The organism is Salinispora tropica CNB-440 (assembly GCF_000016425.1).
GTDB classification, from domain to species: domain Bacteria; phylum Actinomycetota; class Actinomycetes; order Mycobacteriales; family Micromonosporaceae; genus Micromonospora; species Micromonospora tropica.
Map to the genome: position 1 here is coordinate 1299753 of NC_009380.1, position 24516 is coordinate 1324268.

Here is a 24516-nt window from a genome sequence, read left to right on the forward strand (position 1 = left end):
CAGTGCGACCGGGCGACTGCCGTTCGCAGCGCCTGTATCGCCCGGGTCGTCGCCCTGCGGCGTGTGGACCGAGGAGTCACCCAGCAGATTTGTCAGGTGTGGTGCAACGAACAGTCCGGTCCAGGAACTGCCGGATCTGACCGTTTTTCCATGTGGCGATCCCGATGCCGGACGCGTCACCGAGCTGCCCCAACCATTTCAGAATTGGTAGCACGATGGTGGCGTCATGGAAGTCCAGGTGTTTCGCCCCGGGTGCTGATATCTCGTGGAACTCGGCCTGTGCGGTGTCCCGCGCGAAGTCGTTGCTGCCGGTGTTCAACTCACTGTAGATCATCAGGTACGGGACGCTGAGTGAGTCGTAAGAGCGTTCACCGTAGAGCCCGCCATCGATGTTGATGGCTGCGGTGCACCGGTCATCGATCTTGCTGAGCTCGCTGGCGACCGCCCCGCCCAAGGACAGCCCCATCGCGGCGAACGGCCGCCCTGACCCCAGTTCGCCGGTGGGATAGCCGGGAATGGTGGCCAGGATGGCGGGAAGCCGGTTGAGTACATGCTGCGAGTCCTCGGTTCGTCGGGCAACGACGGCAACCGTGCTGGTGCTCAATCGGTAGAGCTCATCAGAGACGCGGGCGCGTTCGGCTCGGCTGAGCTGACCCCGCAACTCGCGGTTGATTTCCTGAGTCCGTTCGGTTACGGCCGGGTCGACAGCCGCGTCTGCTTGGTCCAGCTCGGCGCGCTGATCGATGTGCCTGACACTCACCACGACATAGCCGTGGCTTGCCAACGATTCCATCAGGAGTGAGTTCTCTGCGGTGATGGACACGAGCCCCGGCTGGTAGAGGACTACTGGGGCGGTAGTGGACTGCCGGCTGGCGTGGGCACCGCGAATCGCGTGCGTCCGTACTTGCCGCAGATAGCCGGTGAGGCGCCGTAGCCCGGACGGAATCCCGGGCGCTTCGCGGAATTCGGACCACAGGGCCTCGCCTTCCGGATGTCGCTGAGCTGAATGTACTTCCGCCGGATACCACACGGTGATGAAGAGTCGCCTCCGTCCCCTGCGTGACGCCGTCGTGACGTCACGTTCCTCCGTTGTCGTGATCATGCCGACCCCGAACGGGCCATCGGGCTGCGGAAGGCGTGGGATGGGAAGACCGACTACCAACCCGGTAGACATGGTCGACAGAAGCAAAGCGACCACTCCGCCGATGATGCGCATGCCGATGGGCAGTTCTGTGACGACAGCGACGCAAAGCCAGGCGACGGCGAGGTAGACCGGCACCATCTGCCATCGGGCGCTGTTGTTGACCAGGCGAACGATGCTCAGAGCGGTCACCGCGACGATCGCCGGTGCCGTCATGCTTGTCGGGGCAGCAACGAGGATCAGCGCCGCGGTGAGGGAGGCGGCAGTCAGAATGGCGCGTTCGACAATGGTCCACATCAGTGATCCAGTCTGTCCGGCGAGCCCGAGGCGTGCGCGACACCGAGATATCCACATACGAAGTCGGCGAGTTCCTCGGCGAACTCGTCGGCATTGGTTGGAAGGTTCCAGCCGGACATGCCCTCTGGGTGAAGCAGGCGTCCCAGGAACATCAGGTTGAAGAAGTACGCAGCCATGCTGGCCGCTCGGGTCAAGTCCGAACGGCGTATCTCGTCGGCGTGATTCTGTAGCAGGGAGCGGAAGCCGGACACGGCGACCTCCTCCTGGCGCCGCCAGTGCTCGTCGAGCAGGTTTGGGTGCAACCGAGACTGGAGGTAGGCCGGCCGCATGACATAGCGCAGTTCATCGGATTGACGCCACGCCGCGCGGCCGACGTGGACCAGTGCCTCGCGCAGCGAGGAGCGGCCGCTCGGCTCAGGGTTGCCCCGGGAGAAGTCGTCCCACCATTGCGTCACCCGGCGCAGGTACAGGGCAACGAGGATGGCGACCGCGGCGTTCTGATTGTCGAAGCGTTGGTAGACCGACGCCACGGACACGCCGGCTCGGTTGGCGATCTGCGCGACGCTGATCTCGTCGAAGTTCTTTTCCTGGAGGAGCTCGTCCAGCGCGGTGATGAGCTTGTCCCGGGTCTCGCGGGAGCGCCTCTGCGTGGCGGGTTTGGTGCCGGGCGACGCACCATCCGCAGAACTAAACATGACTCAGGTTTACCTTATTGCTGGAGGGTTTTCAACCAACTCGCCTGTCTACCTGCCGCCGACCGTCGACGGCCTCCCCTTCGGACCGCTATGACGGCAAGTCCTGTCGCTGAATGCGGTGCGCAGTCACGACTGCTGACGCCGCTACCGGCTGCGACTCGGTCGAGGTGCCAGCCGCGAGATCGGGCGAGCGGTCCCGTCAGCCGTGTGACGGCGTGCTCGGCACGGCACAACTCCCCGACGGAACGCCTTGCGGCGGGCGTCGCCTGGACCGGGACCGGCCTGGTGTTCGAGGGTGAGTAGCGCGCGCAGGCGTACGGCCATCAGATCGGCGACAGGACGGCCGGCCTGCACGCCCTCGCGGATCACCGTCTCCACCGTGCCGATCGCTTCCAGGGAGATCGTCATGACGATGTCGTTCTTGGTACGGAAGTAGCGGTAGACGGCTCCGAACGACATGCCGGATTCGTCGACTACGTCCTGCATGGAGGTGCGGTCGAAGCCGTCGCGGGCGAAGCGGGCGGCGGCGGCCGACAGGATCTGGTGGCGGAGGCGGTGCGGTGGTCTTCGGAGACTCGTGGCGTGCGTACAGCCTCAAGCGAGCGCTCCCTCTTGACGGCTGGACAGGGCCGGTGCAATCTCTAAGAGAGCGAGCACTCGCTTTTTAATGCCTAAAGGCAGAGAGGTGAAGGACATGCCACGCGCTCAGGTGTTGATCGTCGGGGCCGGTCCGACCGGTCTGGTCCTCGCCGCTGAGCTGACCCGGCTTGGTGTCGAGATCCGAATCATCGACAAACACGTGTCCCCGCTGGAACTGACCAAGTCCGCGGCGTTGCACGCCCGCACGCTGGAGCACTTCCGCGATCTCGGGGTGGCCGAGCGGATCCTCGCCGAAGGGCAGCGGGTCGATGTGCTCACCCTGCGAACCAGCTACCGTGACCGGCTCAGTGTTGACTTCCGCGTGCTCGACGACACCGGGTACCCGCACATGGTCGACATCCCGCAGAACCGTACCGAGCACATTCTCATCGGGCATCTGGCACAGCTTGGTGTTCCGCTGCATCGCAGCGCCACGCTGGTTGATCTCACCCCGGCCGGCAGCGAGGTCACGGCCCGGGTCACCACCCCTGACGGCGGCGCAGAGACCATCACGGCCCAGTGGGTCGTGGGCTGCGACGGCGCGGTGACCCGCCGCTGGCCCGGCGCGGTGGACGTGCGGCTGCTGACCCCGGCCTGGCAGGTGGCCCAGGCCACGAGTGCGCGGGTTCCGGTGATCCTCGACCGGGGCCGCACCGCCCGCGACCTGTACGGTTCGGGTGCGGTGGCGTATCTGATCCGGCCCGACCGACACCTCGGCTACGTCGGCCCCCCGGACCGGGACCGCATCGAGCGATTTTTGTCCACTGTGCTGCTCGACGACCCGGCGGTGCCCACCGCACGCCAGGGTGTGCGCCACGGCGCGCCGGGCGGACAGCGGTGAACCGGCGGCGCGGAACCCAGCGGGATGATCTGGTCACCGTCGACCTGCTGCAGTCGACCGCCTACGCGGTACGCGCAGCCCGCACCGTGCTGGTCGACACCGGTCCCGCCGGGCAGGAACGCACCCTGCTTCGGCGGCTGGCCCGCGCCGGTGTCGACCCCGACGAGATCTCCCTGATCGTGCTCACCCACTGCCACCCGGACCACGCCGGCGGTGCCGCGCAGCTACGCCGGCAGTTGCGGGTGCCGGTCGCCGTGCACGCCGCCGAGTTGGACTGGGCCGCCACCGGCACCAGCGTGCTCTACCACGCGCAGCGACCCTTCGGTCACCTGCTGCGCCGGATACTGCGGCCAAGCTTCCCGGCGTTCACCCCGGACATCGTGCTCGACCACGGCACCCGTCTGGACGAGCACGGGGCGCCGCTGACCGTACTGCACACCCCCGGCCACACCCCCGGCTCGGTCACCCTGCTGCACCGGCCGGACGGGAAGGCGTTCGTCGGTGACCTGCTAGCCGGCGGAATGCTGCGCCGGGACCGGCCCGGACTGCCGTTTCTGGCCGAGGACCCGGACCAGGTGCGGCGCAGCGTACAGGACCTGTTGGACCGCACGCCCAGCCGGCTGCTGTTCGGGCACGGCAAGCCGGCCTCGGCGCGCTCGGTGCTACGCCGGTTCGGCCCGGCGGCCCCCGACCATCGTTAGGCCCGGCCCGGCGGCCGGCGGTTCAGCCAGTTCCACGAACGAGAAGGAGTGAGACAGTAGGTCCTCATCGCACGAGGTGCACGCGGACCGGGATGAGGCCTCCTTCGCCGCCGGTGCCGGCTGTGCCGGCGTGCTCGGCGACTGCCACCCCGACGTGCTGGTCGTCACGGCAGCACCGCGCCTCGGTAGATGCGGTCGAAAAGGTTGAACAGGGGCCGGTCGTAGGCCTGCAACTTCGTCCGCGTGTTGATGTCGTTGTGCACGCCGTCGCCGCCGGGCGGTCCGGGGTAGTTCACTCCGAAGTAGCTCTGGATCCCCACGGCGAAGTACTCCTTGATATCCGTTCCCGCGTACGTGTTCGTCCACAGACCGTGGGTGCGGGCGTTGCTCCACGCACTGGACAACTCGGGGGCCATCGCGGGGTCGATGTTCCGCAGGGCCATCAGATCCAGGGTGTGTCCGAACTCGTGCACGAAGTAGTTCGCCCGCCCCTGGTTGTCCAGCACGTTGCTCTCGGTGCAGGTCGACAGCGGGAAGGAGGGGGTGGCGCCGAATCCGGCCCAGTACCGGGCGTCCATGGTCGTGCCGAACTGCTGGTACACCTCGGGGATCGCGCTCATGTACTCACCTCGGGCGACGACCACGAGGCGGACGTTCTGCCGGTCCAACTCGGGCACGGGCCAGTACGGGTAGGTCCACAGTAAGGTCCCGAGCTGGTTCCGCATCCGTACCAGGGTCGCGTCCTGCAGGTGGTGCGGACCGAAGACCGGCAGTCCCCACGCGTCGACGTACTTGCCATACCACCGGGTGTCCAGTCCGTACCTGGTCACCAGTGACGGCGGGATCGGCCCGACCGGTTCGGCCAGCGCTGGCGACGCCCCAACAACCGTGGACAGCAGCCCTGTCGCGCCGGCGGCCAGCAGGGACCGGCGTGTGATGGTACCCAAAATATCGATCTCCCTCGCTCGAGGTTGCGCTACGTGGCCGGTGTGTCGACATCTTTCGAAACCCCGGCGCCGGACCACCCAACTGCCGAAATCGGCTTGGGCAAGCCCCCCCCCGCGGCGCCTGCGATCATCACGCGAATGAGTGACATGTGTCAATTCCCCTGTAAGCGTGGAGGGCTCTGTTATGCGGCTTGATCCTCCAGGCCCATGCCGCTACCGTTTGCAGTCGATTGGCGGGTGGCTGTCGCAGGCGTTCGAAGCACGACCCAACCCCGGCCCACGGACTGGCGCATCTACCACCGGGCGCATGTGACCGCGGCCATGTTCAGGGCCGCGATGACCAGGCCGGTGTCCCGATACACGGGTTGCCGTAGGTGCCGCCGGAGTTCTCGAAGACCCTGCGCGCCGTATCGGCCGGCGGGACCCGACGGTCCCGCCGGGGTGTAGGCGGCCGATCACGCCACTTGTGGGACCAGGACCGCGACACGCCGAGGGCTCGGCAGGTCACTGCGTGGGCACCTCGTTTCTGTTCGCTGGGAAGCGATGACGGCGGCTACGCTCACCGACCCATCGCTTCCTCGATCTACGGGACCACGGATCGCTTGAGGACGTCACGCTCCATCGCAGGGGTCAACCGGGACAGCGACCGTCGGCGTCGGCGGCGGTGGTAGGTCCGTTCGACCCACGTCACGGTCGCGATCCGTAGTTGCTGGCGAGTGGTCAATGATCGCCGGTTGAGGACGTTCTGCAGGAGGCCGATGAAGGATCCATGGTGGAGTTGTCGCCGGCCGCGTCGACGCGGCCCATCGATCCGCCCATGTGGTGGGGCGGGTAGGACCTGGACGGTGCGCCGGGTGGCCGACCGTGGTGGGTGCCGATGCGGCTGGCGGCGAACGGCACGTTTGGCCAGGGCGGCGCGTTGAGGGCGTCGAACAGGGCCCGCCGACCCACGAGTGCCTGATCCCGAGTGGCCCGTACCGCCGCCCCCACCACCACCGTCAGCGCCGCTGACGCCGCTACCTGCCGCGGTTCGGTCGAGGTGTCAGCCCGCGAGGCCGGGCGAGTGGTTCCGTTCGTCGCCGAGACGGACCGGCTCGGGCCGGCTACGGGGTGGGAAGCGGGGTGCCGCCCTGGATGCGGTCACCGCCACCTCCGGTCGCGGTGACCGCCGTGCACCCCCGAGCAGTCGGGTTTCAACCACCTCGCCGAGGTGTACCCCCGTGGGGTGGTGCTCTCGGTGCGCCGCCCGCCTGGTGACGGCGATTACATATACGTTGTATATGTATCACGTACATGTACGGTGTAAAGCCTGGTCGGGAGGGCCCGGTCATGCCATTCACGTGAAGTGGAGACGACAGTGCAGGCATACGTACAGACCAAGTACGGCGACCCGAGCGTCATGCGACTCATGGACGTGCCCACGCCCACGCCCGAGCACGGTGAGGTGCTGATTCGGGTACGGGCAGCAGGCCTCAATCCGGTGGACTACCACATCCGGGACGGCAAGATGCGGATGATCGCCCGGATGAAACTGCCGAAGGTGGCCGGCAGCGAGCTGGCGGGCGTGGTGGAAGCCGTCGGGCCCGGCGTCACCGGCCTCGCCGTCGGGGACCGGGTGTTCACCCGCGTCGACGTCATGAAGCTGGGCGCCTTCGCCCCCCATGCGGTTGTCGCGGCGGACCTCGTCGCCCCGATGCCGCAGTCGCTGGACTTCACCGAGGCCGCCGGGCTTCCCCTGGCCGGCCTCACCGCGCTACAGGCCCTGCGGGACGAGCTCACCATCGAAAAGGGCCAACGGATCTTCATCTCCGGCGGTGCGGGTGGCGTGGGCACACTCGCCATCCAACTCGCGGCATGGATGGGCGCCCAGGTCGCCACGACCGCCTCGCCCGGGGGTGAGAATCTGGTGCGGTCACTCGGTGCTGAGACGGTCATCAACTACCAGACGACCAGCTTCGCAGACGTTTTGCGGGACTACGACGCGGTTCTCGACCTCCGGGGTGGTCAGGATCTGGCGGACAGTTTCGCCATTGTCCGTCCCGGAGCCAAGGTGGTGTCCGTCGCGGGAGTGCCCGAACGGAACTCAGCCAAGGACCTGGGCGCCGGTCCACTGGTCGGTGCCCTGTTCAACCTGCTCAGTGGCAAGGTCCGGCGGCAGGCCAAGGCGCACGGGGTCACCTACCGGTATCTGTTCATGCACCCTAGCGGTGCCGATCTGCGAATTCTGGCCGACCTCGTCGACGGTGGGAACCTGAAGGTGGTGACGGACCAGGTCTTCCCCTTCGAGGAGATCGCGGACGCCTTCGCCCGCCTCGAGCGTGGCCACGCCAAGGGAAAGATCATCGTTGCGATGCCCTGATCCGTCGCCATCAGGTAGTTGGCCAACCGCCGGCGGCCAGGTCCGGACAGACGATGGGACGCGGCCCGGACCTGGCTCGGCGGCTGGTCACCCAAGGTCGAGGTTCCCGGCCGACACGATTTCCACAGGTGCCGGCTCGATGGCCCCGAGTCGGCACGCACCACCGGATACATCCCCGGCAGCACGGAGTGACCTGGCCGGGCGCGTGGAGCCGGACGTGCTAGACATGGCTGGAACGTGAAGGAGACGGCGATGACCTCCGCAACCTCACCGCGTAGAGCCAGGACTCCGCTGTCCCGGGCCACCCTGATAGCCAGCGCGACAGAACTGGCCGACTCCGAAGGGCTACAGGCTGTCACGATCCGGCAGCTGGCCCACCGGCACGGTGTGACCGCCATGGCGATCTATGCCCACTTCGACGACAAGGAGGCGCTGCTGGACGCCCTGGGTGAGGCGTTGCTCGACAGCGTCCAGGTCCCCGACCTGACAGCTGGCGATAGTCGGACCAATCTGGGGGCGGTGTTGACCGCCTTCGTCGAGGCGTTGCGGGCACACCCTGCCATCGCCCCCATCACCGCCCGCCGCATCCTCGAGTGCGATTCGGGCATCGACCTTGCCGAACAACTCCTCGCCCAGCTCACCGCGCTCGGTCACCCCAGCGGTCTCGCCGCGGCCACGAGCCACTACCTCCTGAGCGGGGTCGTCGCCCTGGTTGCCAGTGAGCCTGGGCGCAGCTGTATCCCGCACGACATCGAGGGTCAGGAACAGTTGATCCGTAGCCGTCGGGCTCGCCTGTTGGCCCTGGCGCCCGAACGCCATCCCCATGTCGTCGCCGCGGCAACGCCGCTGACCATGTGCGCCAACCCCGACATCTACTACGCCCAGGGCATCGAGTTGCTTGTCAACGGTGCCTGCGCGCTGGGTCAATCTCGATGACGACCGGCGCGTCCTGGTGCGGCGGACGCCGTGGGGGTGCGGCGACTGTGGCCACACGAGGTGCGCGAACCGCATACGCTACCTCCGAGTTTCCGTGCCACGGCGGGTTGGTGCGGATTTCGGGTCAGCTCCGAAGGTCGAGAAGGAATCCGCTGGCAGCGAGCCCGGTGGCGCGGCTTTGTTGGGAACCGCTGAAGCTTGCCTGACTGGTACCGGAGTCGACGGTGACGGCAAATCCGTCACCGCCGACCTTGATCTTGGCCAGCGCGTCCAGCATGATGCGGCGGACCCAGGGGCGATGTAGCAGCCGGGCGATGCCGGGTTGCCCGGCGGCTGCCAACAGCGCGGTGGCGAGCCGGGAGTCCAGGCACAGGCCGGTACTCGCGGCGACATTCAGGGTGGTGGAGAGCGTGTACTGGTCGGAGAACGGGAACCGATGGACGGTTCGCTCGCCGTGCGGAGCCGGAAAACGCATTGCCCACGAGCCGTGTAGGCGGCCCAGCCCATCGAGAGTCCAGGCGAGTGCCGCTGGCCCGTGTCGTTCGCCGGAACCGAGCAGCACGCCGATGTGCACCTGCCGTGTCGTTGACTGTTCGACGCAGTGTCGGGCGAGCAGGTTGCTGACCCCGGGGACCAGTCCGACGCTAAGGACCGCTGTGGCCTGCCGCTGGGCGGCGAGCTCGTCCAGTTGTTCGATCTCGACGTGCAGTTGGTGGGAAGCCGAGACGTCCACGTAGTGGATCCCTCGCTCCAGGCAGGCGCGGGCGATCCGCGCGTTGTCGAGTGTGGGTTACGGCCGGCCACCACCACGTCCGTCGCGGGGAGGTGCGCGACCAGCGCAGGCGCGGCGTGCAGGCCGACGGCGCCGTATCCGCCGAGGACGAGGATCCGGTTCATCGGGCGACCGCCTCTCGTGGTGTGGTGTCCAAAGATTTAGTAGTCACACTACAATAATATTTCTGTAGTTTCGCTATAGTCGTGCGGGTGAGCGCGACACCACGCCGCGGAGGCCGGCAGGCACCCGCGAAGACACACAACGAGGACGGCAGAACCGCGCGATCCCGGTCCACCCGGGCGCGCATCATGGCGGCGGCCACCGAGCTGTTCACCACTGCCGGCTACGGCGCCACCAGCATCGCGGCCATCGCCGCCAGGGCCCGCGTGAGCGAACAGAGCGTCTACTACAGCTTCGGCACCAAGCGGGCCATCCTCACCGCGGCCCTCGACCTGGCCATCGCCGGCGACGACGAACCCGTTCCCACACTTGAGCGGCCTTGGGTGCGTGCCGCGCTGGCCGACCCGGATCCGCGCGAGCAGATCCGCCGGCAGGTTGCCGGTGCCGCGGACATCTACCGGCGCGCCGCACCACTGTTGGATGTCGTACGCGGCGCGGCCACCGCCGACGCGGATCTGGTCGAGGCGTGGGCTACCAACCTGGAGCAGCGGCTCACCGTCCAACGCGTCTTCGCCGACGCGCTGGCCCGCAAGACACCGCTGCCCGCCGGCATGACCGTCGACGTGGCCGCCGACACCGCCCTGGCCATTCTCAGCCCCGAGACATACCACCTGCTCGTGCACCATCAGGGCTGGGAACACACGCGATGGCAGGACTGGGCCGCGAACGCGTTGCAACGCCTGCTCACGACGCTGCCGTAGCGCAGGGGACCCGCCCTGGCAGGTCGGTCGACGTCTACCGCTGATGCCGCCTGCGTCAACCTCTACCAGGGCCGTGCCCGCGTGCCCTACGGCCCTGAGGCCTCACACCCGGGGCTGGATCACGAGGGCCACGCCCGCCCGCGGCGTCGTGGATCTGCGGGCCTTCGCGGTCAGGAGCCGACCGCACCGCGTCGTCGGGCCGATCGACGACGTGTGCGGTGAGTGCGGCCCGGGCTTGCCGGTGAATCCCGCAGCGGGGACAGGGCGGTCCCTCAGAGTTCAGACGCATGACCAAACAGCGCAACCAAAGATCGTGTCAGGAGCTCTGACTCGTCGGGCTGCGGCGGCTGCTCTCGCGGAGATGGGCGTGCTCGCCGTCACGATCGAAAATCATGATCAGTTCAGCCGTGCCGTCTATCGCGGAGAAGGCGTGCGGTGTCATGGTTGAGAACTCGGCGGCTTCGCCGGCCTCGACTATGATCTCGCGGTCGCCGAGTGATAGGCACACTCGTCCCTCCAGGACGAAGAACCAGTCATGACCAGGGTGAACTCGTTGCTCCAGCGTCTTGCGTGTAGGTTCGAGCCGGACTTTCAACGCGATGGTGCGGCCGTTCGGCCGGCTCAACATCCACGTCGTACGCTCGCCGCCACGGTCCGGCATCGGACGGATGACGACGTCCTCGTCGTTGCGCACGTCGAGAAGAGAGTCGAGGTCGACGTGGAGCGCCGCCGCCAGTGGCAGCAGGACATCGAGGCTGATCGTCCGCTTGCCGGTCTCGATCCGGCTGATGGTCGAGGGGCTCAGGTTTGTACGAGCGGCGAGCTCATCGAGCGAGAAGCCCAGTGTGGTGCGAAGAGCCCGTAGCCGAGTTCGGATCACCTTTTCGATCTCGTTGAGTCTCGACATCATCCTCCCGAGTCTTGCGCATTATGCAAGAGGCGTTGCACCTTCTGCGATCGATTGTAGCTTCGACAGCATGAGTGATAGAACCTTCCCGCCGATCGAACGTCGCTGCGATGTCGCCGTCATCGGCGGATCGGCTGCCGGCCTCGCCGCCGCGCTTCAGCTCGCGGGCCAGCGCAGGTCGGTGATCGTGATCGATGATGGAGCGTCCCGCGACGCTCCCGCCGAGCGCCTGCACGGCTACCTCGGCCGCGAAGGCGTCCCGCCAGCCGAGATCCTCGCTACCGGCCGTGAGGAAGCCCGCAGCTACGGCGTCGAGGTGCTGACCGGTCACGTGGAACGCATCACCCGCATGCCGGATGGTCGCTTTCGGGCCGAACTCGCCAGCGGTCACTCCATCATCGCTCGTCGGGCCCTCGCGGCCATCGGGCTGGTGGACGAGCTTCCGGACATCGACGATCTTGATCAGCACTGGGGCCGTGACGTCATACACTCTCCGTTCGGTCGCGGTTTTGAGGTCCGAGACGGGCGCATAGTCCAGATCGTTACCCATCCGGGAGGGCTGCGCACGACCGAGTTGTTTCGTCACCTCAGTGCGCAGCTCACCGTCGTGCTCCACGGCGATGTCCCTGTGGAGGAGGCCGAGGTCGATGTTCTGCGGGCCAGCGGTGTGGCCGTCGTACCGGGGTTCGTGACCGGGCTCACCACCAATGACGTCGGTCGTATCGAAGCCGTCCGACTCGCCAACCACGACGACATCGACGCCGACACGGTCGTGGTGACGCCACGGTTCCACGTACGCGCCGAACCGTTCGCGCCGCTCGGTCTGCAACCGGCCTCGCACCCCACCGGGCTCGGGCGCTTCCTGGAAACGGACGCGACCGGGGCGACTGCAGTTCCCGGCCTCTATGCCGCAGGCAACGCGACCGACCCGAGCCAGCAGCTACTGCAGGCCGCCGCCCACGGCAGCCAGGTCGGTGCCGCGATCAGCTGGAGTCTCGCCCACGACGACAGCCGGGCCACGGCGCAACCACCTTCGAACCAGGCGGACTGGGATCATCGATACAGTAGCGACCAGATCTGGAGCGGCAACCCGAACGGCACTCTCGTCCACGAGGTCACGGGCCTCACGCCACGCCGCGCGCTCGATGTTGGGGCTGGCGAGGGCGCCGACGCGCTCTGGCTTGCCGAACAGGGATGGAAGGCTACCGCGAGTGACATCTCGCCGCGCGCGCTGGACCACGTCAGCGCGGTAGCCCGGCACCGGGGTCTCCCCGTCGAGTGCCATCGGGCGGACGCGAACGCGTTGGACGCCTTCGAGTCAGCGGCGTTCGAACTCGTGTCTGCGCAGTACGCCTCCATCCCTCGCACACCCGATGGGCGGGGGATCCACAATCTGTTGAATGCCGTTGCCCCCGGTGGCACGTTGCTCGTGGTCAGCCACGATCGTGCGCCGAGTCGTACGTCGCTCGATTCGGCCCACATGCCACCGTTCGACCCGGACGCATACCTCCGTGTCGACGACTTCGCCACCGCGCTCGCGGGCTCAGTCGGCTGGGACATCGAGGTACACGACAAGCGACTCCGACCCCCAGGGGCGGCCTCCGCGTCCCACCACGTCCACGACGTGGTCCTGCGGGCCCGCCGTACGACGGCTGGCGATCCTGGCCGTGGTCTGCTGGGCGGTGACCACCTCGGGGCGTCATAGATCGAGCTGACACGGTCCGGGAACGCGGCTCAAGCTTTTGTCAGCACGGTAGACAGGTACTGCTCGATGCGACTCGGCTCCGGTGAGCCGGCGTAGCCGATGTGCCGGTCCGGCCGGATCACGAAGGCCGCGGCACCGGCGTCGTACAGCTTCTGGGCGTTACGGCCCCGGTCCAGTAGGACCGGAACCTGGGCGCGCGCGGTCTGGGCTACCTGCCAGGCCGGCGTCAGCAACCGCAGCTCCACCGCACCGGGCCATCGGCGGGCCAGCGCATCGGCCAGCCCATTGATCCGCGTGGTCAGTGTCGCGTCCGGCTTCGGCGCGGTCAGCAGGAGGGTGTGGGGGTCGGTGGCGAGTAGGTCGTGTAGGCGCTGCGGTCGGTGGGTGATCCCGTCGAACAGCGTCGGGTCGGGTAGGCGGTCCCCACCGTGCAGGCCGCCCATGCGACCGGTCACCCCGGCCGTGCCGCGGTAGCTGTGCCCGAGCTGGGACAGCCGGTGGGCGAGCAGCCGGCGGGCCGGTGCGCTGGCCTGTAGCCCGGTCAGCACGATGTCACGCAGGTGCCGGCGCGGGTCGCCCCGCAACAGCATCGCCTCCGCGCCGAGGTGGGTGAAGGTGACGACCTGCCGACCGATGCGATGCCGTTCGGCCTGGTAGCTGTCGAGTAGCGCGGTCGGGGCGCGGCCGGCGATCACCGCGGCGAGTTTCCAGCCCAGGTTGATCGCGTCGGCCATGCCGAGGTTGAGCCCTTGGCCACCGAACGGGGTGTGGACATGCCCGGCGTCGCCGGCCAGGAAGAGCCGCCCTTTGCGGTAGGTGGTCGCCTGCCTGCGGGACAGATTGAAGGTCCAGAACTGGTCGGTGGATTCGATGGTGGCGGGGATGCCGGTACGGGACAGGGCCGCCTGCGCGTCGTCGAGGGTGGGTGGCACGGGCCGCCCGGTGGCGTCGATGGTCTGGGTGTACGCCAGCCGGAACCGCCGTCGCCCGGGTAGGGGGAAGACTCCGTAGATCCCACTGCCGTCGCTGGAAAAGGTCATCTCGTTACGGGGCAACGGCCAGTCCACCACCGCGTCGCAGAGTACCCACGGATCGCTGTACGTGCTGCCGTCGAAGTCGATCCCGAGGAGGTCTCGAACCCTGCTGTGCGCGCCGTCGCAGCCGACGATCCATCGGGCGGTCACGGTTTCGGTGCCGCCGTCCGGCGTGGTGAGGGTGGCTGTGACTCCGCTGTCGGTCGGCGTGAGGCCGGCCAGGGTGGTGCTGCGGTGCAGCGCAACGCCGTGTCGGGTCAGGTGGTCGATGAGAATCTGTTCGGTGCGGTACTGCGGAATGTCGACTATGTGCGGGTATGCCGTGTCGTCGAGTACGCGGAAGTCAACGCTGAGTCGGTCGCGGTGACTCGTGCGCAGGGTGAGCACGTCGACCCGCTGCCCTTCGGCGAGGATCCCGTCGGCCACCCCGAGATCACGGAGATGTTCCAGCGTACGGGCGTGCAGCGCGGCGGATTTGGTCAGCTCCAGCGGGGCGGCGTGCTTGTCGATGATCCGGATGTCGACACCGAGTCGGTTCAGTTGGGCGGCGAGGACCAGCCCGGTGGGGCCGGCTCCGACGATCAGCACCTGCGGGTGTGGCATGTCGTGCACCTCTCTGCGAACGACTAATGAAAAAGCGAGCACTCGCTCTTTTAGCGTGCGCCTCCGCCTGGGCAACGTCAAGAGGGAGCGCTCGCTTTACGATGAGCGGATGCCGAGAGTCTCCGAAGACCACCGTGCCGCCCGCCGCCGGCAGATCCTGTCGGCCGCCGCGACCCGCTTCGCCCGCGACGGCTTTCACCGCACCTCCATGCAGGACGTGGTGGATGAGTCCGGCCTGTCCTTTGGCGCCGTCTACCGCTACTTCCGCACCAAGAACGACATCGTCATGGCGATCTCCCTGGAGGCGATCAGCGTGATCGAGACGGTGGTCCGTGACGGTGTTCAGGCCGGTCGCCCCGTCGCCGACCTGCTGGCTACGCTCCCGCGGGCGCTGCTCGCCCTCGAACAGATCGACGAGCGGATGCGGCTGGCGGTGCAGGCGTGGGGGGAGGCGCTCCGCGATCCAGCCCTCGCCGAACGGATGCAGGAAGGCCTGCGGCGTGCCCGCGCCGCGCTTCGGGAGAGCATCGAGGTCAGCTGTGTCGACAGCGGCGTCCGCATCGACGCGGATGCCGCGGCACAGGTCCTGATCTCAATCATTCAAGGCTTCATCCTGCAACGCTCCTGGGACCCCCGCCTCGACGCTGACTCGTACGGTCAGGCTGCCCAAGCGCTGATCAGCGGAACGCTGGGCGGCGCTGCGGCGGGGCAGCGTTGATGAATCGTTGGGTCGCAATCGACGGGCCGGGCCAGGGCGTTTTGCCCCTGGAAAAATTCATTCACGATCCTGTTGCCGGATAGCCCCTTTCCTGCCCTGCTGGCGTCGCCGTATACCCGAATCGGCGGTTTGCGTCTCGCCAGCATCAGGGGCATAGCTGGCAGGTCTGGCCAAGGGGGCGTAGTACGCAGCCGGCCGTGAGTTAGTGATCCGACTGCCCCGGGCGAGGACGGCCTGGCCCCGGATGGGTTCTGGGATGGGCGTGGGTGGTCGCACCGAATGGACCGCCCGAGGTGACCGCAGGGTGGGTGCGTAGACCGACCTGGTGGGCGGAGAGCGGCGCCGTACAGACCTTCCCGTTAGCCAAGAATTCGGTTAACGTGAATGCGTGGTTGGTGGGCGTAGCAGATCACTCCCGCCAGCTTGTTTGTGGTCTTCCCAGTAAAGCCGGGCTGTCTGCGTTGAGTCCGGCCACGCGCCACCGTCGAAACTCTGAAATCTCTTAACAGGCTGGGCGGCCGGTTCCCCTGATGGCAGCAGCGGCGACCACCGCCACTGAATATTGGGAGGAACGGGTGCGGGAGTCGACATCGCCGCCGCTATACGTGGTGCCGGAGAAGGGCGGGCTCGGTGACCTCGTCGCGAACAATGCCGTCGAGGAGCCGGATGAGCCGGTATTCCACCGGAAAGTCGGGGATCGTTGGGAGCCGGTCAGTGCCGCGAAGTTCTCCACCGAGGTCATCGGCCTGGCCCGCGGGCTGATCGCCAAGGGGGTCGGGCACGGGGATCGCGTCGGCCTGCTCTCCAGTAATCGGTACGAGTGGTCGCTCATGGATTTCGCCCTCTGGACGATCGGCGCGTCGCCCGTCCCGATCTATCTGACCTCCTCCGCCGAGCAGATCGAGTGGATTCTCAGCGACTCTGGTGCGGTGGCCGTGGTGGTGGAGACCGCGACACACGAGGATGTGATCCAGGGAATTCGGGGTAGTCTGCCCGCCCTGCAGCACATCTGGCAGCTCGACGCCGGGGTGGTGGACGAGCTGCGGGATGCGGGTGCCACCGTCGAACCGGCCGTGGTTGAGGAGCGTCGGAAGGCCGTGTGCCCGGAGGACATCGCCACGATCATCTACACCTCGGGCACCACCGGGATGCCCAAGGGCTGCACCCTCAGCCATGCGAACCTGCTCGCCGGCTCCGGTAACGCCGTCGCCCTGCTGCGCACCATGTTCGGGCCGGTGGGCGACATTCCCGCGTCGACGCTGCTCTTTCTGCCCCTCGCCCACGTCTTCGGGCGGATGGTGCAGGTTGGTGCCACGGTGGCGCGGACGCCCCTGGCGCACTGCTCCGATGTGAAGCAGGTTCCGGCGGAGCTGGCCAGCTACAAGCCGACCTTCTTGCTCTCGGTTCCCTACGTGTTGGAGAAGGCGTACAACGGCGCCCGACGCAAGGCATACGAAGGTGGCAAGGGCAAGATCTTCGATACCGCGGCAGCGACGGCGATCGCCTACTCGGAAGCGCAGAAGCCCGGTGTGGGCCTGCGCCTGCGCCATGCCCTCTTCGATCGACTGGTGTACCGCAAGTTCCGCGCTGCCCTGGGCGGGAACCTGCGCTACGTCATCTCCGGGGGAGCAGCTCTGGGGGAACGCCTGACGCACTTCTACCGGGGCTGCGGCATCACGGTGTTCGAGGGTTACGGACTCACCGAAACCAGTGCGGCGGTCACGGTCAACTCGCTGGAATCCTTCCGACCGGGAACGGTGGGCCGGGTCGTGCCGAGCGTGCAGATGCGGATCGGCGACGACGGTGAGGTGCAGTGCACTGGTGACCCGGTGTTCGCGGGCTACTGGAACAACGAGGCGGCGAACGCCGACGCGTTCACCGAGGACGGCTGGTTCCGTACCGGTGACATCGGAGAGTTCGATGACCATGGCCATCTGCGGATCACCGGCCGGAAGAAGGAGATCCTGGTAACCAGCGGGGGTAAGAACGTGTCCCCCGCCCTGATCGAGGATCGCATCGCCGCCTCCCCGCTGGTCGCCCAGGCGCTTGTGGTGGGCGACGGGCAGAAGTACATCGCCGCGCTCATCACCGTGGATTCGGAGTACCTGGAGCACTGGAAGACCAGCGCGGGAAAGCCTGCTGACGCCACCTCGGCAGATCTCATCAATGATCCTGACCTCCTACAGGAGCTGCAACGCGCGGTGGACGAGGGCAACACGGCGGTGTCGACGGCCGAGGCGGTACGTCGCTTCCGCGTACTCCCCAGCGAGTTCACCGTGGAGTCCGGTCACCTGACGCCGTCGCTGAAGATGCGGCGCAAGGTGATCATGGCTGACTTCGCTGACGAGGTGGCCGAGCTGTACAGCTGACCCGCCCCTGGCCGTACCGCGAAGGGCCCTGCGCGTGCCACGTCACGTGCCAGGGCCCTCCGGCGTCCACGCTCCGGGCGATGAGCCTCGGGGCGACGCCACATCGCGGCCGCGGTCGGGTGGGCGCGCGACATTCCGTTCGTCCCGCTTGCGACTGGGCCGCAGGTGGCTACTGTCCTGGTGGCCTATCCCGCAACGGCGCTGGCCCGATACCAGACAGCGCACGGGGCAGACCAGCTGACGAATTCGGTCCCGGCCTGACGGAGCCGTGCGCGGCATGGTTGGCTGGCGCGGCACGAGCCGGCGGGGCGGCGGCAAGATGGACGGTGTGATGGCTGATCAGCGACCGTCGGCCCGGTACGGCTACCGGAGTCTCGGGGCTGAACCCGGCTTCCGGGTCCGGTTGGCGGGCGCCGCGGCCAGCAAGCTTCAGGCCGGCATGTTCTCCTTCGCGTTGCTCTACGCGGTCTCCGCCGGTCGCTCCTATGGCGTCGCCGCACTCGTTGTCGCGGTTGCCGCCCTCGGTGGCATCGCGGCGCCCTTCCGGGGGCGACTGCTCGACCGATTCGGCGACAGACGTGTCCTGTGGCCCATCTTGACCGTGCATGTGGGCTCAGTGACGGCGCTGTCGGTCAACGAAGGACTCAACGGGCCGGTACTGGCGACCTTCGGGTCGGCGCTCGTGGCGAATGTGTCGATGCCTCCGGTCGGGGTGCTGTCCCGGGTCATGTGGCGCAGGATGTCGCAGCCGCAGAATGTCCGGAGCGCGCTGGCGCTCGACGCGGTGCTTACGGATCTCGCCTTCGTCTTCGGACCCGCCCTGGTCGGTCTGCTGACCGAAACGGTGTCGCCGATAGCCGGGTTGGTGGTTTCCAGCGGCTCCAGCGCGCTGGCGACCGTCCTTCTCCTTCGGGCCCAGGCCGGCCGGGGGCCGGTACGGGACCCCAGCCGGGGGCCGGAGCGGGGCGCCGGCGGCGCGCGGCACTGGGCCGGTCCGCTTGTGCTGGCGCCCCTACGCTGGCTGCTGCTCGTCGCCTGTCTCTTCTCCGCAGCGTTGCATGCCGTGCAAATTGCGCTCCCCGCAGCGGCTGGCCGGTCGGCTGGTGCTGCTCTGGTCAGCGTCCTGTCGGTGGGCAGCATCGTCGGTGGCCTGGTGGTTGGGGCGCTGCGCGGGCGGTGGGTACCTCGGCTGCCCGTCCTGCTTCTGGGTCTTGCTCTCGCGTGTGTGGCCCTGGCGGTGGTCGGTCGGTTGCCGCTGGGGCTGTTGGTGGCCGGCTGCCTCCTGGTCGGTCTCTTCATCGGGCCCACCTTTGTTGCCCTGTACGGCGATGCGGGTGACCTGGCGCCTTCGGGCACCGAGGCGGAGACGCAGTCATGGACGGGGGCTGCCATTCAGCTCGGCGCAGCCGTTGGTGCTGCGGCCGGCGCTGCCGCCATCGAGGGCTGGGCGCCGCTGGCCGCGGTCGGGGTGGCTGCCGTGCTGGCGCTGTCGGGATTTGGGGCGGGCCTGCGGGTGGTCCGCGCGCAGCGGCACCGTAGCCGGAGCCGACTGGACGGCTCACGCAAGAACCCACCTCCAGCTGAGCGGGATGAGGCCGGCCGCCTTTCTGCGGTGACCAACAACCTTGACGTACCGCCGGCCGTTGATCCTGGCGGTAGAGGTGTTTCTGCTCGCATCAAGGGATAGGTAGCCAGAATGAGCAGCTGTCTCTTCGTGCGGTACTTCACTGCTCGGAGGCGTGCGCGATGCAGGGGTTCTGTCAGCGGCTGGATCGGGGCGCCGGAGTGCGCCGGGCGGGACGCGCTGTCGTCGGATGGCTCGCCCTCGCGCTGGCGGTGACGGTAACGCAGGCGATCGGTGTGTCGCCCGCGTTGGCGCAGCACAAGCCCGGATCGACCGCGGTGTCGGAATTCCTCCTGGCCTGGGGGAAGAACGACAATGGGCAGCTTGGTAACGGAAGCACTACCGGAAGTAACGTGCCGATCGCGGTGAGCCTGCCGCTGGGCACCACGGTTACCGCTGTCGCCGCCGGTCGCTTTCACAGTCTGGCGTTGACCTCGGCCGGCACGGTCCTCGCCTGGGGCACCAACCACTTTGGTCAGCTCGGTGACGGAACCCTGATCGACCGTAGTGCGCCCGTCGAGGTAAGTCTGCCGCCCGGCACCACGGTCACCGCCGTCGCCGCTGGCGGCGTCCACAGCATGGCATTGACCTCGGTCGGCACCGTCCTGGCCTGGGGTGGCAACGGCGTCGGTCAGCTCGGGGACGGAAGCACGACCAGGCGTACCACGCCGGTCGAGGCGATCCTGCCGTCCGGTGTCACCGTCACCGCTGTCGCCGCCGCCGAAAGCCACAGCCTGGCGGTGACCTCTGCCGGTGCCGCCCTCGCCTGGGGGCTGAACGGCACTGGTCAACTCGGGGACGGGAGCACCATCAACCGGAGTACGCCGGTGTCTGTCGCCCTGCCCCTCGGCACCGAGGTCACTGCCATCGCTGCCGGCCGCCTCCACAGCCTGGCGGTCACGTCCGTCGGTGCCGCCCTCGCCTGGGGGTACAACGGCACTGGTCAACTCGGGGACGGGACCACCATCAACCGGAGTACGCCGGTGTCTGTCGCCCTGCCCCTCGGGGCCGAGGTCACCGCCGTCGTGGCCGGCCGCCTCCACAGTGCTGCGTTGACCACGGCCGGCACCGCCCTCGCCTGGGGCGACAACGGCTTCGGGCAGCTCGGAAACGGGGGTGGCAGCAACAGCAGCGAAGCCGTCGAGGTCAGCCTGCCCACGGGCACCACGCTCGCGGCCATCGCGTCCCGCGACAGCGACCACACCATCGCGATAGCCGGCGACGGCACCGCCCTCGCCTGGGGGAGCAATATCTTTGGCCAACTCGGTGATGGAACCACCACCAACCCCAGCACGCCGGTGCCCGTAGCCCTGCCTACGGGCATCACGCTCCTCACCACGGCTGCCGGCAGCGACCACACGCTGGCCCTGCCTGCCCAGCAATCCCGCTCCACCACGAGTGTGCAGGTCTCGCCGCAGGACCCGACCGTGGATCAGGACGTCACGCTCACCGCCACCGTCACCTGCGACCTCGGAAGCCCGACCGGCATCGTCACCTTCCGCAACAACAACACCGACCTCGCCACCGTGCCCCTGGACACCACCAACACCGCCACCCACACCACGACGCTCCCGGTCGGCACCAACACCCTGACCGCCGACTTCACCAGCACCAACACCGTCTGCCCCAACAGTCAGTCCGAGGCCACCACCATCACCGTCGCCGATCCCACCGACCCGACCGACCCCACCGATCCCGACCTACCCATCACCGGGGTCAGCCTGCCCAGCCTGCTCGGCACCGCCACCCTGCTCATCCTCATCGGCGCCAGCTTCATCGTCCTCACCCGCCGACACCGATCGACCCACACTGAGGTGGCCGGGTAGTAGCGGTATCGGGCATCGTTGCGGCCCATGGACCTTCTCGTGGTGGGTGGTAGTGGTCTGCTGGGCCGAGAGATCGTGCGCCAGGCGCGGCGGAGCGGTCGTCAGGTGGCGGCGACCTTCCACCGTCAGGTGGTGCCGGTTGCCGGCGTGAACTGGCGAAAACTCGACATCCGACGCCGCGACGAGGTCGCTGCAGTGGTCAACCAGCTCCGACCCGCTGCGATCATCAACGCGGCGTACCGGCAGGACGACTGGGCTATCACCGCCGACGGCGGCATGCACGTGGCCGCCGCCGCGGTCGCCAACCGGGCCCGCCTGGTGCAGGTCTCCAGTGATGCGGTCTTCTCCGGCACAGCGGAACGCTACGACGAGACGTGTAGCCCCGACCCGACCAGCCCATACGGTGCGGCCAAGGCCGCGGTCGAGACGGCGACTACGGGCCTGGATCCGGGTGCGGTCATCGCCCGAACCTCTTTGATCATCGGAGCTGATGGCAGCTCCTCCCAGGAGAGGCTGGTGCACGCCCTCGCCGCCAACCCCACCAGCGGCTTCCTCTTCACCGACGACCTGCGTTGCCCGATCCACGTCACGGACCTGGCCGCGGCGCTCCTGGAACTGGCCGCTTCCGCGTACGCCGGAATCCACCACGTGGCTGGCGCCGACGCCGTCAGTCGCTACGAACTCGGCCTGCTCATCGCCCGTCGCGACGGTATCGACGACTCGGTCCTGCCCGCCGGCCGGCGGGCTGACACCACCGTTCCTGGTCCGGTCAGGGTTCGCCTCGACTGTGCCGAGACCCAGTCAAGACTGACCACCCGGCTCCGTGGTGCCCGGACGTTCCTTGCCCCTACCTGCGCCTAACCGGTCGAGGTGGCGGCGAACAACAGCCGGTCGCGCCACTGCCCGCGGATCTGGAGGTGGTTGTGCCGGTACCCGGCAGGCCGCATCCCGATTTTGGTCAGGACGCGAGCAGAGGCCACGTTGGCGGGGTCGCACCCCGCGCTGACTTCACGCAAGCCGAGCTGGTCGAATCCGAACCCCATCAGGGCCTGGGTGGCCTCGGTGGCGTACCCGTGCCCCCACCAGGTCCGGGCCGGGACGTAGCCGATCTCGGCCTGCCGGTGAGCGGTATCGGTTTTGGCGAGTTGGATGGAGCCGATCAGGTAACAGCAGGCGAGGCGTCGTCAGCTCCATAGCGGAACATGCTTTCACTTTTATTCGGCGGATCAGTCCGCATTCGGGCTATGGGCGTTTCTGCCTAAGAATCCCGGAATGTTTGGCTAATAATGGCCTATGTCCTATTGGCAGAGGATTATCTGCTCGGAGGTGGGTGCGATGCAGGGAATCTGCCAGCGGCGTGGCCGGGGCGGCGGAGCACGGCCGGTGCGACGTGTTGTCGCCGGTTGGTTCTCCCTCGCGCTGGCGCTCTCGCCGGCGATCGGCGGGTCACCCGCATCGGCACGACACCAACCCGCATCGGCCGCCGTCATGTCGGATGCGATCCTCGCCTGGGGTGGGAACGACGGAGGTCAGTTGGGTGACGGGACCACGACCGACAGCAGCGAGCCGATCGCGGTGCGCCTGCCAACGGGTACCACGGTCGCCGCCGTCGCTGCCGGTGATCGCCACAGTGTGGCGTTGACCTCGGCTGGCACCGTCCTTGCCTGGGGCAGAAACACCGAAGGTCAGCTCGGTAACGGGACGACCACCAGCAGTGGTGAGCCGGTCGCGGTGAGCCTGCCCAGCGGTATCCGGATCGTCGCTGTCGCCGTCGGTGCCGACCACAGTCTGGCGTTGACCTCCACCGGCTCCCTCCTCGCCTGGGGCAGTAATGACACCGGCCAGCTTGGTGATGGGTCTGTCACCAGCAGCAGCACGCCCGTCGCGGTGCGCCTGCCACCGAACACGACCGTCGCCGCCATCGCCGCTGGCCGCGACCACAATCTGGTCCTGACCGCGACCGGCCCGGCCGCCCTGCTCGCCTGGGGGGCGAACCGCGAAGGTCAGCTGGGCGATGGAACCGTCGTCGATCGCAGCAGACCCGTTCCCGTCAACCTGCCAACCGGCCTCACGGTCACCGCCATCGCCGGTGGACGCGACCACAGTCTGGCGTTGACCTCCGACGACACCGTTCTGGCCTGGGGCGGGAACTCTCACGGTCAGCTCGGTGACGGCACCACCACGGGCAGTCTCCTACCTGTCACCGTCGTCCTGCCTGTCGGCGCCGAGGCCACCGCCATCGCCGCGGGTCGCCTCCACAGCCTGGCGTTGACCTCCGATGGAACCGCCCTCGCCTGGGGTGGCAACCATTGGGGGCAACTGGGTAACGGCTCCACCTCCGACAGCAGCGAACCGGTCGCCGTCAGCCTGCCCGGGGGCACCAGGCTCATCTCCATTGCCAGTCGCGACAGCGACCACAACGTGGCGATCACCACCGAGGGCGCCGCCCTCGCCTGGGGCCTCAACTCGCAGGGACATCTGGGCGACGGGACCACCACCGACAGCGCCACCCCCGTGGCGGTCAGCCTGCCGGCCGGCGCCGCCCTGACCAGCATCGCCGTCGGCGACGATCACAGCCTGGCCCTGCCTGCCCAGCAACCCGGCTCCACCACGAGTCTGCAGGTCTCGCCGCAGAACCCGACCGCGGATCAGGAGGTCACCCTCACCGCCGCCGTCTTCTGCACCACCGGCGCCCCCACCGGGAGTGTCACCTTCCGGAGCAACAACACCGACCTCGCCACCGTGCCCCTGGGCAGCACCAACACCGCCACCCACACCACGATGCTTCCCGTCGGCACCAACACCCTCACCGCCGACTTCACCAGCATCGACACCACCTGCCCCAACAGCCAGTCCGAGGCCACCACGATCACCGTCGCCGAGCCCCCCGAACTGCCCACCACCGGACCCAACCTGCCCACCCTGCTCGGCGCGGCAGCCCTGTTCCTCCTCACCGGCACCGCCCTCATCCACCTCAGCCGTCAGCGGCGGCCAACCTGCCACCCACACTGATTGCCTGGCCCATTCCGGCGTGGAGAGGCCTGCGGTGTCCTGGGGCTGGTGCCGGGGCGGTCGTCTACAGGTGAACCGGCAAGGCCGCCAGCCCGCGTACCCGGAAAGAATCCCGCCACCGTAGTGCGTGGGTGGGTGCGGCCAACCGGATCCCGGGGAAGCGGTCCAACAGGCTGGCGGCGGGCTGGAGCTCGGCGATCCGACGAGGCGTGAACGCGGTGGCTGCCAGGCGTCGGAGCCGGGTGTGGTCGGGCGGGTCGCGATTGAGTAGATGAGCGTCCAGCTCTGGTGGCAGTGACGACCCGTGCTCCCCACCAGTGCCGCTGAAGCGCTTGTCGACGGAGAGCCGGGGGTCGGTGAGCGCCGCTCGCACGTCGTCGTAGCGCAGGACGAGCCATCCTGTGCGCTTTCGGTTGGGTGGACAACACCGGGGGAGGTGGGTTTACCGGTGTCCCAGCCCGGGTACCCCGGGCCCGAGAATTACGTCAGGTCGGCAAGAACCGGGC

The 24516-nt window shown here is 68.0% G+C and carries 17 protein-coding genes and 5 pseudogenes; 12 read left to right on the top strand and 10 right to left on the bottom strand.

The window, feature by feature from the left end; translation table 11 throughout:
- Window positions 1-76: 76 nt before the first annotated feature.
- From STROP_RS05840 to STROP_RS05850, 3 genes and pseudogenes are all read right to left on the bottom strand, one after another.
- Window positions 77-1438, bottom strand: a complete 1362-nt coding sequence (locus tag STROP_RS05840; protein WP_011905060.1) for an alpha/beta hydrolase — start codon at window positions 1436-1438, stop codon at window positions 77-79.
- Complete coding sequence (locus tag STROP_RS05845) at window positions 1438-2133, bottom strand: TetR/AcrR family transcriptional regulator (RefSeq protein WP_011905061.1); 696 nt, start codon at window positions 2131-2133, stop codon at window positions 1438-1440. The genes STROP_RS05840 and STROP_RS05845 overlap by 1 nt, the downstream gene beginning before the upstream one ends.
- A gap of 288 nt (window positions 2134-2421) precedes the next feature.
- Window positions 2422-2771 (bottom strand): annotated as a pseudogene (locus STROP_RS05850) (TetR/AcrR family transcriptional regulator); the annotation flags it as partial.
- Between the two features lie 56 nt (window positions 2772-2827).
- Between STROP_RS05850 and STROP_RS26320 the strand changes: the two are divergent.
- Both STROP_RS26320 and STROP_RS05860 read left to right on the top strand, forming a co-directional pair.
- Window positions 2828-3316, top strand: a pseudogene (locus tag STROP_RS26320) (FAD-dependent monooxygenase); the annotation flags it as partial.
- 293 nt (window positions 3317-3609) lie between these two features.
- A complete protein-coding gene (locus tag STROP_RS05860; RefSeq protein WP_011905064.1) occupies window positions 3610-4314 on the top strand; it encodes an MBL fold metallo-hydrolase in 705 nt (234 codons plus the stop codon).
- Between the two features lie 164 nt (window positions 4315-4478).
- Here the strand turns inward: STROP_RS05860 and STROP_RS05865 are convergent, their stop codons facing one another.
- Window positions 4479-5261 carry a hypothetical protein gene (locus STROP_RS05865; protein ID WP_011905065.1) on the bottom strand — a complete coding sequence of 261 codons (783 nt, stop codon included), beginning with the start codon at window positions 5259-5261 and terminating at the stop codon, window positions 4479-4481.
- 583 nt (window positions 5262-5844) lie between these two features.
- Window positions 5845-6074, bottom strand: a pseudogene (locus STROP_RS25575) (IS3 family transposase); the annotation flags it as partial.
- Window positions 6075-6618: 544 nt separating this feature from the next.
- Here STROP_RS25575 and STROP_RS05870 point away from each other — a divergent pair.
- Window positions 6619-7620, top strand: coding sequence for an NADP-dependent oxidoreductase (locus STROP_RS05870; protein ID WP_011905068.1), 1002 nt, complete (start codon window positions 6619-6621; stop codon window positions 7618-7620).
- 252 nt (window positions 7621-7872) lie between these two features.
- Window positions 7873-8556 carry a TetR/AcrR family transcriptional regulator gene (locus STROP_RS05875; protein WP_011905069.1) on the top strand — a complete coding sequence of 228 codons (684 nt, stop codon included), beginning with the start codon at window positions 7873-7875 and terminating at the stop codon, window positions 8554-8556.
- A gap of 133 nt (window positions 8557-8689) precedes the next feature.
- Here STROP_RS05875 and STROP_RS05880 read toward each other — a convergent pair.
- Window positions 8690-9453: pseudogene (locus STROP_RS05880) on the bottom strand (saccharopine dehydrogenase NADP-binding domain-containing protein); the annotation flags it as partial.
- Between the two features lie 87 nt (window positions 9454-9540).
- On the opposite strand from STROP_RS05880, the gene STROP_RS05885 reads away from it, so the two are divergent.
- Window positions 9541-10212 (top strand): TetR/AcrR family transcriptional regulator, encoded by a 672-nt coding sequence (locus tag STROP_RS05885; protein ID WP_043535227.1) that lies wholly within the window; start codon window positions 9541-9543, stop codon window positions 10210-10212.
- Window positions 10213-10528: 316 nt separating this feature from the next.
- On the opposite strand, the gene STROP_RS05890 is transcribed toward STROP_RS05885, so the two are convergent.
- The gene (locus STROP_RS05890) at window positions 10529-11122 is read right to left on the bottom strand and encodes a helix-turn-helix domain-containing protein (protein WP_230582468.1); all 594 of its coding nucleotides are present in this window, start codon (window positions 11120-11122) and stop codon (window positions 10529-10531) included.
- Window positions 11123-11189: 67 nt separating this feature from the next.
- Between STROP_RS05890 and STROP_RS05895 the strand changes: the two genes are divergently transcribed.
- Complete coding sequence (locus tag STROP_RS05895) at window positions 11190-12824, top strand: methyltransferase domain-containing protein (protein ID WP_011905073.1); 1635 nt, start codon at window positions 11190-11192, stop codon at window positions 12822-12824.
- 29 nt (window positions 12825-12853) lie between these two features.
- Here STROP_RS05895 and STROP_RS05900 read toward each other — a convergent pair whose 3' ends face one another.
- Window positions 12854-14461: an FAD-dependent monooxygenase gene (locus STROP_RS05900; protein ID WP_011905074.1), complete on the bottom strand. Its 1608-nt coding sequence runs from the start codon at window positions 14459-14461 to the stop codon at window positions 12854-12856.
- 109 nt (window positions 14462-14570) lie between these two features.
- Here STROP_RS05900 and STROP_RS05905 point away from each other — a divergent pair, with 109 nt between their 5' ends.
- The 5 genes from STROP_RS05905 (at window position 14571) to STROP_RS05925 (ending at window position 21859) form a co-directional block, all read left to right on the top strand.
- The gene (locus STROP_RS05905) at window positions 14571-15179 is read left to right on the top strand and encodes a TetR/AcrR family transcriptional regulator (RefSeq protein WP_011905075.1); all 609 of its coding nucleotides are present in this window, start codon (window positions 14571-14573) and stop codon (window positions 15177-15179) included.
- Window positions 15180-15754: 575 nt separating this feature from the next.
- Window positions 15755-17548 (top strand): AMP-dependent synthetase/ligase, encoded by a 1794-nt coding sequence (locus STROP_RS05910; RefSeq protein WP_011905076.1) that lies wholly within the window; start codon window positions 15755-15757, stop codon window positions 17546-17548.
- Between the two features lie 319 nt (window positions 17549-17867).
- Window positions 17868-19235, top strand: a complete 1368-nt coding sequence (locus STROP_RS05915) for an MFS transporter (RefSeq protein ID WP_187151606.1) — start codon at window positions 17868-17870, stop codon at window positions 19233-19235.
- 59 nt (window positions 19236-19294) lie between these two features.
- Window positions 19295-20998: an RCC1 domain-containing protein gene (locus STROP_RS05920; RefSeq protein ID WP_011905078.1), complete on the top strand. Its 1704-nt coding sequence runs from the start codon at window positions 19295-19297 to the stop codon at window positions 20996-20998.
- Between the two features lie 27 nt (window positions 20999-21025).
- Complete coding sequence (locus STROP_RS05925; protein ID WP_011905079.1) at window positions 21026-21859, top strand: SDR family oxidoreductase; 834 nt, start codon at window positions 21026-21028, stop codon at window positions 21857-21859.
- Here the strand turns inward: STROP_RS05925 and STROP_RS23705 are convergent.
- Window positions 21856-22161, bottom strand: a complete 306-nt coding sequence (locus STROP_RS23705; RefSeq protein ID WP_187151607.1) for a GNAT family N-acetyltransferase — start codon at window positions 22159-22161, stop codon at window positions 21856-21858. The two genes, STROP_RS05925 and STROP_RS23705, sit on opposite strands and share 4 nt — an antisense overlap.
- 172 nt (window positions 22162-22333) lie before the next feature.
- Between STROP_RS23705 and STROP_RS05935 the strand changes: the two genes are divergently transcribed.
- Complete coding sequence (locus tag STROP_RS05935; protein ID WP_011905081.1) at window positions 22334-24010, top strand: RCC1 domain-containing protein; 1677 nt, start codon at window positions 22334-22336, stop codon at window positions 24008-24010.
- Window positions 24011-24161: 151 nt separating this feature from the next.
- On the opposite strand, the pseudogene STROP_RS05940 reads toward STROP_RS05935, so the two are convergent.
- Window positions 24162-24407: pseudogene (locus tag STROP_RS05940) on the bottom strand (cytochrome P450); the annotation flags it as partial.
- Window positions 24408-24516 lie beyond the last annotated feature (109 nt).